Below are 11051 nucleotides of genomic sequence, written 5' to 3'. Positions count from 1 at the left end.
GAGCCTCGCCCCACCTATCCCCCCAATTAGGGACCGCCTCCCCGGCTCATGGTGACGCCGGGCGGAACCTCACGTCCACGAAGTAGTTCGTGGAGTTCCAGGATCGGTTCGGGAGCCCCCCTCCGGTCCCGTACCGATACCTGCCGTTGGCTCCGCCCGGTGCCGTCAGGGGGCCGACCGTGCGCGACTGCGTGAGGGCGGCGGGCGTCGAGGAGTAGCGCCCGTTGGGGGCGTAGTAGGACACGACGTACGTCGCCCCCGGCGTGAGCGCGACCGGGGTCGGCAACGTGGCGTTCTGCCAGCCGGTCGCGGTCTCTCCGGTGAAGGTCACCTGGGCGATCCTGGTGCCGGCAGAGTTCCACAGCGAGCCGGTGTGGGTCCCGGTGTTGCCGGTGCCCTTGTAGAACCGGATCGCCGTCACCGAGCCGGCCACGGACGTCGTGAAGGCGGTGCCGACCTCGATCGGCATCAGGTCGGCCGTCGACGCGGTCTGCGGTGTGACCCCGGTGAACAGCGAGACCTCGGTCGGGACGGCCGCGGCGGTCGTGAACGACCACGTCTGCGTCGGCAGGCTCACCCCGTCGGTCGAGACCACGCCCGAGGCGCTCACCGACACCGTCGCCCCGGCCGGCAGCGCGGCCGACGGCGTGAACTGCAGCGTACGTCCGTCGGTGCTCCGCGCCGCCGAGCCGGCCACCGCGGACCCGTTGGCGGTGGCCGACATGCTCCAGCCGTTCGCCACCGGCGCCGAGAACGTGATCGAGGGATCGACCCCGGTGTCCACGCCCGTCGCGCCCGAGCTCGGATCGCGCCCGGTGACGCTCATCGTCGCTGCGGACCGTTCGAAGACGACGTCGACGAAGTAGTTCGTCGCGCCCCAGCTGAAGGTGGGGAACCCACCTGCGGCTCCGTAGAGATAGCGGCCGTTGTTGGTCGCCGGCGCGGTCAGGTCACCCGAGGTCCAGGCGGTGTTGAAGAACCCGCCGGTGGCCGAGTAGTGGCCCTGCGGAGCGAGATAGGAGACGACGTACGTCGCCCCCGCCGTCACCGGGACCGGCTGGGAGAGCGTCGCCTCCTGCCAGCCCGAGGCGGTCTCGCCGACGAACGTGACCGAGGCCAACCGGGTGCCGGACTCGGACCACAGCGACCCGACATGGGTGCCGTTGTTGCCCGTCCCCTTGTAGAACCGGATCCCGGTCACCTGGCCGTCACGTGCGGAGGTGAAGGCGGTGCCCACCTCCACCGGGGACGCATCGCTCACCGCCAGCTGCTGCGGCACCTGGGCACCGAAGAGCGACTGGCTGGTCGCCGACTCGGCTCGGGTGCGGAACGTCCAGCTCTGTGGAGCCAGCGTGGCCCCCTCGACAGAGGTCACCCCGGTCAGGCTGACCGAGACGTCCGCATTGGACGGGAGCGCATCGGTGGGATCGAAGGTGATCTCGTTGCCGGCCTGGTTCAGCGACGACGTCCCCGCGATCGGCCCGCCCGGGCCCGAGACGTTCATCTGGTAGCCGGAGGTGATCGCGCTCGAGAAGCCGACGGTGATGTTGGTGCCGCGCGGCACCGAGACCGCACCCGGAGCCGGGCTCTGTGCCGTCACGGTCAGCGTCGGCGCACCCTTCTGGAAGACCAGGTCCACCATGTAGCTGGAGGCCGAGGAGTTGCCCGGGAACCCTTCGCCATAGGTATAGGCGCCGGCCGTCGAGCTGACCGTGATCGGCCCCTTGGAGAGGTCCGAGGCGGCGAACGCGTTCGGCGTCGCCGAGTAGGACCCGTTGGTGTGGTACGAGGCGACGTAGTCCACCCCCGCCTGGACCGCGACCGGCTGGGCGAAGGTGAGCGTCTGCCAGCCGGTGGTGCTCTCCTCGGTGAAGGTGCCCTGGGCCAACGCCTGGCCGCTGCTCGACCACAGTGTGCCCGTGTGCGACCCGGTGTTGTTCACCCCCTTGTAGAACCGGACACCGGTGACGGTTCCGGTGACGTTCGGGCGGAACCGCACACCCAGGGTGAGCGAGGCGCGCTCGGAGTCCTCCAGGATCGTCGGCACGTCCTCGTCGTTGTAGATCGAGCACGGGCACACTCCTGGTGTCGCCGGCGGTTTCGCGGTCGTGAACGACCAGGTCTTCCCGCCGGTGAGCGCCGTCCCCTGGGTGTCCGTGGCCGAGAGCGTGACCGTGTGCTTCACGAACCCGGCCAGCGGGTTCGCCGGCGTGAACGTGACGGTCCTGGTGGTGGCGTCGTAGCCGGTCGACCCGGCGACGGTCGCGCCCAGGGCGTCCTTGACCTGGACCCCGACCGAAGAGGCGACCACCGGCTTGGAGAAGCGCGCGCTGATGGTGGTCGAGCGCGGCACCGAGGACGAGTCGGCCAGCGGCCACGGGCTGATCGCGGACAGCGGTGAGTCATCGGTGGTCGTGAAGACCACGTCGACGTAGTAGTTGGAGTTCTGGTGCGAGTTGGCCGGGAAAGTGCCGGGGTTGGCATAGACCCCCGCAGGCTCGGCCCCGTAGCCACCGGCGACGTCCAAGGGGTACGCCTCCAGCCCCTGGGCACCGAACGCCCACGGCTGCACCGCGTAATGGCCGTTGGGGGCGGTGTAGGAGACGATGTACGTGGTGCCCGCGCTCAACGCCACCGGGCTGCTGAACAGCGCCTGCTGCCAGCCGCCCGAGGTCTCGCCGGTGAAGGTGACCTGAGCCAGCCGCTCGCCGCTGGTGCTCCACAGCGAGCCGGTGTGGGTGCCGGTGTTGCCGGACCCCTTGAAGAAGCGGACCCCTGCTGCGTACCCGTCGGTGAGCGGGGTGAAGCGCAGGCCGAGCTCGGCGGCGCTGGGGTCGTCGGCCGACGGGGTCGCCGGGCCGGTGACCGCGGTCCAGGTGGTCGGGATCGTGCTCTGGCCGAAGATGCTGCAGCCGCACGGGACGTTGAAGGAACGGGTCGCCACCGCGCCGATGTTGGCGCTGTCGTCGACGGCTCGGACCCGGATCGGCGTCGAGCCGACGCCGTGCTGGATGTATTCGACGGTCCAGCTCGAGGTGCCCTTGCCCGGGTGCCAGCTGGTGCCGCCGTCGGTGGAGTACTCCACTCCGGCGACGATGCCGCCGCCGGCGTCGGTGGCTGTGCCGGACAGGGTCACCTTGGTGCCGTTGGGCTGGGTCGACCCCGCCGCGGGGCTGCTGATCGTGACCGACGGCCCGGTGGTGTCGGCCGAGGCCGTGACGGCCTGCATTCCCGCCATCAACGTCGTCGGCTGAGCGCCCATGTCGGCGAGCAGGTTGATCTGCGCCTGCTGCATCGCCGGACTGATCGCGTCGTTGTTGTAGGGGCTGTCGTGGTTCGTGTCCAGTCCCCAGGTCCACTGCACCGTGCCGGCGCCGAAGACCAGCGCCCCGCTCGCGGCCCGGTAGAGCGTGACCGAGTGGGTGGTGGTGCCGTCCCCGACACTGCTGCCGTAGTCGTGCATGTACTGCCCGCTGATGAACCCGGTCGTCTCCGAGCCCCGGATCAGGCCAGGTGGGCGGAACCCGTTGTCCTGGTCCTCGTCGGACTCGTACCCCACCGTGTGCGGCGCCAGCGGGGTGGTTGCCCCGGTCATCTGGTTCAGCCCGGTGCCGCGCCACATCCGTTGCTTGCCCTGCTCCTTGGTGACGGTCAGCGGCAGGTCGGTGTTGTTGGACATGAAGATGGTGCCGGTCAGGGCGTTCTCCGGGAGCCCTCCGCCCTGGCTCTTCGGCGCGTAGCGCGGGTCGCGCCAGGTCGAGGTGGACTCGTTGGCGGGGTCCGAGGCGCCCCACGCCTCCTTGTAGGTCACCAGGGTGCGGTAGGCCCTGCTGCTGGTCGCACCCTGCTGCGAGGACTCATAGCGGGTACGCCAGTAGACCTCGTTGCCGCTGAGGAACTGCAGGTTCACCCCGGCGTCGCGCGCGGCCTCGACGTTGGCCCGCTGGGCGCCGCTCCAGTATTCGTCGTGGCCGACGGAGAGGAAGGTCTTGTGGTTGGTGAGCAGGTTGCCGCGACGGTCGGAGTCGATGCCGGAGATGTAGCTGACGTCGTACCCGTTGCGCTCCAGGAACCTCACCAGCGGGTACTCGTTGGCGAAGAAGAAGTCCCGGGCCGGGCTGTGCCGGGTCACGAACGGCCGGTTGTAGCTGAGCTTGTACGCCCGCCCGTTCGCGCCACCCTGGTAGAAGCTCGACCCGCCGTAGAGGTTGTACGCCTGCCAGGTGGTGTCCGAGGTCTGGAAGACCACGTCGGAGTGGCTGGAGTCGTCGCGGACGATGAAGGTGATGTGGCTGGCTTCGTTCCTGTCGGCGCGGTGGAGCAACGCGACATAGACACCGGAGACCGCGGTCGACGGCACCTGCCAGGTCGCCGAGACCGCCCAGTTGCCGCAGTCGGTCATCTCGGTCGCAGTCTCACGCGTGCAGTTGGGCTGGTTCTGCGGCAGGTTCGCCGACGGCGTGACCGACGCGATCCGCCGGGCTCCGTCGCCTCCGTACCACCCGGTGCGATAGATCGTGATGGTGTACGCCGAGGCGTCGGTGTCGACCTTGAAGTCGATCGAGCTGCCGACATTGACACTGATGTCGGTGGCGAAGCCCTGGATCGAGTCATCCCCCGCCCCGTCGATGTCCCACTCGCTCTGCGGCGAGCCCGGTTTGGAGTTCTCGCAGGCGATCTTGTTGCCACCGGCACCACAGGGGTCGCCGGCGGCTTGGGCAGTCGTCACGGTGGTGGCCGTGAGGCCGGTGAGGATCAGGACGGCTCCGAGAAACACGGCCAAGAGCCTGCGGCCCCCGGATCTGGGATGCAGCATGTGCTTCGTGCTCCTTCAGGGATTCAGGCTCGCGAGCTCTCGTCACGCAGCCAGGTCGTGTAGTCGCCGGCACGGACGGCTCTGCGGGAGAGCCAGCGCGCGATGACGGTGATCGTCAGGAAGACCGGGACCCGGAGACCGATCGACGGCTGACGCAGCCCGAGCTTGATGAGGTCCGAGACGGATGTCGATGCCTGACGGGCCGCGTGCTGGTCCGCCTGGTTGTTGCCGGTCGCCACCCGGGTCCGGCGCCGGACCAGGTCGGCGACCGTACGCGGCGGCTGCACCACCACCACGGCGTTCGCGACGATCCGGCGCTCCTGCGGCGCGAACGCCTCGGAGACCACCAGGTCGTCGTTCATGAGCCGCACCTGGGCGTCCACCCGGGCCTGGCCCTGTGCCGAGAGACAGAACGCGCCGCGACCGAACAGGCCGTTGCGTACGTTCGGGAGGCTCTCCCACACCCGGTAGTAGGCCCGCACCGGCCACGACGAGGCGCCAGCGGGAACCTCACGGGACGGCCCGGCGGCCTGCACCCCCGGCTCCGCCACGGCGGCGACCAGGCGGAGCGCGTCGGGACCGGGAAGGCGTACGTCCGCATCGAGATGGATCCGAGGGAACACCGAGGTGGCCGCGTTACCCAGCTCGACGGCGAGCGCTTTCGAGGCGGACGCGGTCTCGAGGACACGTACGCCAGGGACCGACCGCGCCACCGTGACGGTGTCGTCGGTGCAGCCGTTGCAGACCACCACCACGTCGAAGGTGCCTGTCGGGACACCGTCGAGCAGCGCGGCCAGGTTTCCACGCAGTCCAGCAGACTCGTCGTGCGCAGGCACGACGACGCTCGCTGCTGTCGAGGAACGCTCCATGTCCCGGAGCATCGCCGCCCTCGAGCAGCCCACGATCGCGCGGGCTCACTCATCACCCAATATCGGTGACGGCGTCTCCGCGGGCCGCCTGGGAACGACGAAGTTGATCATGTTGCCGTTGTCGTAGTCCCGGGCGATCACCCGGCCGGGGTTTCCTCCGACGAGGCTGCGAGGCGGCACGTCCTTGGACAGCACCGTGCCGGCGGAGATGGTGCAGCCGTCCCCGACCGTGATCGCACCGGAGATCACCGCACCCGGGCCGATCCAGACGTCGTCACCGATGGCCGGTACACCGTGGTCACCGGCGGCGATCCGCTGTCCGATGGTCACGTTGTGATGGAGCACGCAGTTGCTGCCGATCACCGCCGGCCCGATCATGATCCCGGAGCGGTGCATGACCAGCAGCCCGGGGCCGATCTCGGCGCGCCGGCCGATGTCGGCGTGGTGGATCCGCATGTTGTGCCGGTTCCAGAACCAGAAGATGCCCAGGGCGGCCACCCCGAGCAGCGGGCGACGCTCACGAAGGCCGCCCGCCCAGCGCCCGAAGCGGTAGCAGGCCACGCAGTGGAGCTCGTAGTCGGTCAGCCAGAACCGGACCCTGGCGAGCAGCGAGGGACGCGGCCGGCCGAGGTTGATCGTGTACATCTTGGCCAGGTCGACGGCGAAGTCACCGCTCTCCTGGCCGGCAGGACCCGGTCGGACCAGCAAGGCCGGCCTACCCAGCAAGGCGGTCCGCCGCCGTCTTCCGGGCCACGTAGTCGACCAGGTTGGCGACACCGTCGAGGTTCGACGGCACCGTCTCGGCCTCGGTGACGGTGATCTGGAACTCCTCCTCGAGGAACTCGATGAGCTCCAGGATCCCGGTCGAGTCGATCACTCCGGACTCCACCAGCGAGTCCGTCGGCGCGGGCAGCCGCTCCTCGTCGCCCAGCAGGAGGCTGTCGAGGATGAACGCCTCGATCGTTCGCTGTAGGTCTGCCATCTTCTGCACTCTCCCTGGTCACCTGTGTGGTGCCGGCCCCACCTGGGTCGGCCGTGTCCTTGCACACGCCCACTGTTCTGACCCCGTCGGCGCAGCACGTTCACCCGCGCGAAACATGCCGACATTGGGTGATAAACGCCCCGGTAGCGGGCCGCTCTCCCGCCTGCGCCGACAAGCCTTGGCGGCCAGACGCGCAGACATCTACCGAGGAGAGCCATGTGCGGAATCTGCGGGGTCCACTCCGCCGACGCGCCCGACCCCGGTCTCGTACGCCGGATGCTGGCCGTCCTGGCCCACCGCGGGCCCGACGGCAGCGGCTACTACCGCGACGAGCGGGTCGCGCTGGGTCACACCCGGCTGGCGATCGTGGACACGATCGGCGGCGTGCAGCCGATGTGCGGCGAGGACGAGCAGGTCTGGGTGACCTTCAACGGCGAGATCTTCAACCACGTCGAGCTCGCCGCCGACCTGCGCGCACGCGGGCACCGCTTCCGCACGCGTAGCGACACCGAGGTCATCGTGCACGCCTGGGAGGAATGGGGTCCGGGCTGCTTCGACCGGTTCAACGGTCAGTGGGCGCTGGCGATCTGGGACCGGCGGAGCGGTGAGCTGGTGCTCGCCCGGGACCGGTTCGGCGTGCGTCCCCTCTACTACACGCGGTCCGGCGGGAAGCTGCTGTTCGCCTCGGAGGTCAAGGCGCTGTTCGCCGATCCGGAGGTGCCGCGAGAGCTCGACCCGGCCGGGATCGACCAGGTGCTGACGCTGTGGTCCACGGTCGCTCCGCAGACGGTCTTCCGCGGGATCGAGCAGGTGCCGCCCGGCAGCTACCTGACCTTTCGCGACGGCGTCGAACCCACCCGCACGCGCTCGTGGGCGCCGACCTTCGCCGCCCGCGGCAGCGAGCCGCGCACCGATCTGGCGGCCAACGCCGAGGCCCTGCGGGAACGGCTGGTGGCCGCCACCCGGCTGCGGTTCGAGCGCAGCGACGTGCCGGTGGCGGCGTACCTCTCCGGGGGGATCGACTCCGCGGTCACCGCCGGTGCGATCGCGGGGTTCACCGACGTACCGCTGCACACGTTCTCGCTGCGCTTCGCCGACGACGAGTTCGACGAGGGCGGCTACCAGACCCTGATGGCGAAGCGGCTGGGCACCGTGCACGAGGACGTCGTGGTCCGCGAGCGCGACATCGCCGAGGTCTTCCCCGACGTCGTACGCCACGCCGAGAGCCCGCTGCTGCGTACCGGCCCGGCGCCGATGTTCCTGCTCTCCCGCCTCGTACGCGAGTCGGGGTTCAAGGTGGTGGTGACCGGTGAGGGCAGCGACGAGGTGCTCGGCGGGTACGACATCTTCCGCGAGGGGCGGATCCGCGAGCTGTGGACCCGCGACCCGGCTGCGGCCGAGGCCGCCGTGGAGCAGCTCTACCCGTGGATGAAGCGTTCTCCGCACCAGGCCCCCGCCTTCGCCAAGAGCTTCTTCGGCCGCAACATCGTCGCCGGCGACCCGGCGATCTCGCACCGGCCCCGCTGGGATGCGACGGCCGTCCTGCGCTCGATGCTGACCGCGGACGTCCGCCGGGCCGGCGAACGGGTCCCGGCCGACGAGGTCCTCGCCGCGATGCCCGCCGAGCAGGCGGGCTGGGACCCGCTCTCGAGGGCACAGTGGTTGGAGATGACGACCCTGCTGCCGGGCTACATCCTGGCCTCCCAGGGCGACCGGATGCTGATGGGCAACTCGGTCGAGGGCCGGTTCCCGTTCCTCGACCCCCACGTCGCCGAGCTCGCCTCCCAGGTCCCGGCCGACCACAAGATCCATGGGATGGACGAGAAGCACCTGCTGAAGGTCGCCTTCGCCGACCTGGTGCCCGAGGAGATCCTGCGGCGCCCCAAGCAGCCCTATCGGGCGCCTGACGCCGCGGCCTTCTTCGCCGGCGGCACCCCGGACTGGGTCTTCGACGTCACCTCCGGCTCCGCGCTGGAGGCCGCCGGAATCTTCCGGCCGGAGCTCGTCCAGCGGCTGCTGGAGAAGGCCCGGCGGACGGGCGGGCGCCGTCTCGGCAACACCGACAACATGCGGCTGGTCGCCGTCCTGTCCACCCAGCTGCTGCACAGCGAGCTGCTCGTGGGGCCGGTCGCCGGGCCGACCGCGCCACCCGAGCCACTGACCGTCTTCGACCGCACTCTCGAGCCCATCGGAAGGAACCCGGCCCAGCCATGAACAAGACAGCCACGACCAGCCAGAACGCAGCGTACGGACTGGAGACGCTCCGCTTCGACGAGGAGGCGGAGGCGACCCGGATCGGCGAGTCGATCCGCCGCTACCTGGTGGCCAACAAGCGCAAGGGCATCGTGCTCGGCGTCTCCGGCGGGATCGACTCCAGCGTGGTCGCCGCGCTGGCGGTCAAGGCGCTCGGCCCGGAGCGGGTCTTCGCGCTGCACATGCCCGAGCAGGAGTCCTCCGACGACACGATCGGGTTCAGCACGAAGCTGACCGATGCCCTGGGGATCGACTCGGTGCTCGAGGACATCTCCCCGGTGCTGGTCGGCCTCGGCGCCTACCAGCGGCGTGACGACGCGATCCGGCGGGTCGTGCCTGCGTACGGACCGGGATGGAAGTCGAAGATCGTGCTGCCCAACGTGGTCGACTCCGACGCGTACCGGCTCTTCTCCGTCGTCGTCGAGGACCCCACGGGCACCCAGAGCACCCACCGCCTGACGACCGAGGCCTACCTGGAGATCGTCGCCGCGACGAACTTCAAGCAGCGCGCCCGCAAGGCGCTGGAGTACTTCCACGCCGACCGGCTCAACTACGCCGTCGCCGGCACCCCGAACCGGCTCGAGTACGACCAGGGCTTCTTCGTGAAGCTCGGCGACGGGGCCGCCGACCTGAAGCCGATCGCGCACCTCTACAAGTCGCAGGTCTACGCGCTGGCCGCCCATCTCGGCGTCCCGGAGGAGATCCAGGCCCGCCCCTCCACCACCGACACCTACTCCCTGGAGCAGTCGCAGGAGGAGTTCTACTTCTCGCTGCCCTACCAGCGGATGGACCTGTGCCTCTACGGCCTCAACCACGGTGTCCCGACCGTCGAGGTCGCCGAGGCCACCGGTCTCACCGTCGAGCAGGTCGAGCGCGTCTACCGCGACATCGAGCAGAAGCGGCGCACCACCGCCTACCTCCACGCCGCCCCCGAGCTCGTCGACGAGGTCCGTTGAATATCAAGCATTCTTGATATAGCGTCGGAAGCATGATCACACCACCCTTCATCCCTGCCGACCACCTCGGCGCCGTGAACCGCGCCCTGACCACGACGACCCGCGGCGGCGAGGAGCTGCGCGTGCTCGTCGTCGAACGCAGCTACGACGCCGACCCTGACGAGGTCTGGGACGCGCTGACCACCAAGGAGCGCATCCCGCGCTGGCTGATGCCGGTCACCGGCGACTTCGAGGTCGGCGGCCGCTACCAGCTCGAGGGCAACGCCGGCGGCGAGATCCTCGCCTGCGACCGCCCGATGCTGCTCTCGATCACCTGGGACTACGGCGACATGAGATCGTGGGTCGACGCGACCCTGACCGCTGCCGCCGGCCGTACGCTGCTCCGCCTCGAGCACTCCGCCCCCGTCCCGCCCGAGCAGTGGAAGGAGTTCGGCCCGAGCGCCGTCGGCATCGGCTGGGAGCAGATGCTCCTCGGCCTCGCCCTCCACCTCTCCGCCCCCGACGCCGAGAAGATGGACCCGATGTCCCCCGACGCACTGCCCGCCATGATCGAGCACACCCAGGGCTCCGCCGCCGCCTGGGTCGAGGCCGACATCGCCTTCGGCACCTCCCCCGACCAGGCCCGCGCCGCCGGCGAGCGCTGCGTGGCCGCCTACACCGCGATGCCGGAGCCGGAGTAGCAGGGAACAGTCGCTTGCACGCCTTCGACGTCCTCGGCGACCCCGTACGCCGCCGCATCCTCGAGCTCCTCGCCGACGACGACCTCACCTCGGGTGAGATCGTCGAGACCATCTCGGCCGAGTTCGGCATCCGCCAACCCGCCGTCTCCATGCAGCTCAAGGTCCTGCGCGAACACGGCTTCGCCAACGTACGCCCCGACGGCACCCGCCGCATCTACTCCCTGGACACCGGCCCCATGGCCGAGGTCGACGCCTGGCTCACCCCGTTCCGCCGCTTCTGGACCCAACACCTGGACGCTCTCGACACCGAGATTCGACGAGGGCGCCGGAAGGGTTCTTCGGGGGACTGAAGCCGCACTTCCAGGAAGGCGCGGGAAGGCGCGCTGAGGTGGGCGTGGTCTCGTGTCGGTGTTCGCCGCCGACCCTTGCTTCGATTGTTTCTCGATCACGCACCGCGTCAAGGACGGGCTTCGCCCGCCGCTTCGCGGTGGCCTG

At 69.9% G+C, this 11051-nt stretch carries 8 protein-coding genes; 4 read left to right on the top strand and 4 right to left on the bottom strand.

Annotated features, from left to right (window positions below; all coding sequences use genetic code 11):
* Positions 1 to 46: 46 nt before the first annotated feature.
* From ACFV9G_RS24500 to ACFV9G_RS24485, 4 genes are all read right to left on the bottom strand, one after another.
* Positions 47 to 4777: a DUF4082 domain-containing protein gene (locus ACFV9G_RS24500; protein ID WP_378730880.1), complete on the bottom strand. Its 4731-nt coding sequence runs from the start codon at positions 4775 to 4777 to the stop codon at positions 47 to 49.
* A gap of 62 nt (positions 4778 to 4839) precedes the next feature.
* Positions 4840 to 5685: a glycosyltransferase gene (locus ACFV9G_RS24495; protein ID WP_378730878.1), complete on the bottom strand. Its 846-nt coding sequence runs from the start codon at positions 5683 to 5685 to the stop codon at positions 4840 to 4842.
* A 45-nt stretch (positions 5686 to 5730) separates the two neighbouring features.
* A complete protein-coding gene (locus ACFV9G_RS24490; RefSeq protein ID WP_378730876.1) occupies positions 5731 to 6393 on the bottom strand; it encodes a serine O-acetyltransferase in 663 nt (220 codons plus the stop codon).
* Between the two features lie 7 nt (positions 6394 to 6400).
* The gene (locus tag ACFV9G_RS24485) at positions 6401 to 6667 is read right to left on the bottom strand and encodes an acyl carrier protein (RefSeq protein WP_378730874.1); all 267 of its coding nucleotides are present in this window, start codon (positions 6665 to 6667) and stop codon (positions 6401 to 6403) included.
* Positions 6668 to 6883: 216 nt separating this feature from the next.
* Between ACFV9G_RS24485 and asnB the strand changes: the two genes are divergently transcribed.
* Genes asnB through ACFV9G_RS24465 form a run of 4 tightly spaced genes read left to right on the top strand, consistent with a single transcriptional unit; the run spans position 6884 to position 10906 of the window.
* On the top strand, positions 6884 to 8881 hold the full coding sequence (gene asnB / locus ACFV9G_RS24480) for an asparagine synthase (glutamine-hydrolyzing) (RefSeq protein WP_378730872.1): 1998 nt from the start codon (positions 6884 to 6886) through the stop codon (positions 8879 to 8881).
* Entirely contained in the window at positions 8878 to 9876 is a 999-nt protein-coding gene (nadE, locus tag ACFV9G_RS24475) for an NAD(+) synthase (protein ID WP_378730869.1), read from the top strand. Before asnB ends, nadE begins: the two co-directional genes overlap by 4 nt.
* 32 nt (positions 9877 to 9908) lie before the next feature.
* Positions 9909 to 10556: an SRPBCC family protein gene (locus tag ACFV9G_RS24470; RefSeq protein WP_378730866.1), complete on the top strand. Its 648-nt coding sequence runs from the start codon at positions 9909 to 9911 to the stop codon at positions 10554 to 10556.
* A 14-nt stretch (positions 10557 to 10570) separates the two neighbouring features.
* A complete protein-coding gene (locus ACFV9G_RS24465) occupies positions 10571 to 10906 on the top strand; it encodes an ArsR/SmtB family transcription factor (protein WP_378730864.1) in 336 nt (111 codons plus the stop codon).
* Positions 10907 to 11051 lie beyond the last annotated feature (145 nt).

This window comes from Nocardioides sp. NPDC059952 (assembly GCF_042730435.1).
GTDB lineage: Bacteria > Actinomycetota > Actinomycetes > Propionibacteriales > Nocardioidaceae > Nocardioides.
The sequence above is the reverse complement of the archived record's forward strand: the minus strand, read 5'-3'. Positions and strand labels throughout refer to the sequence as shown.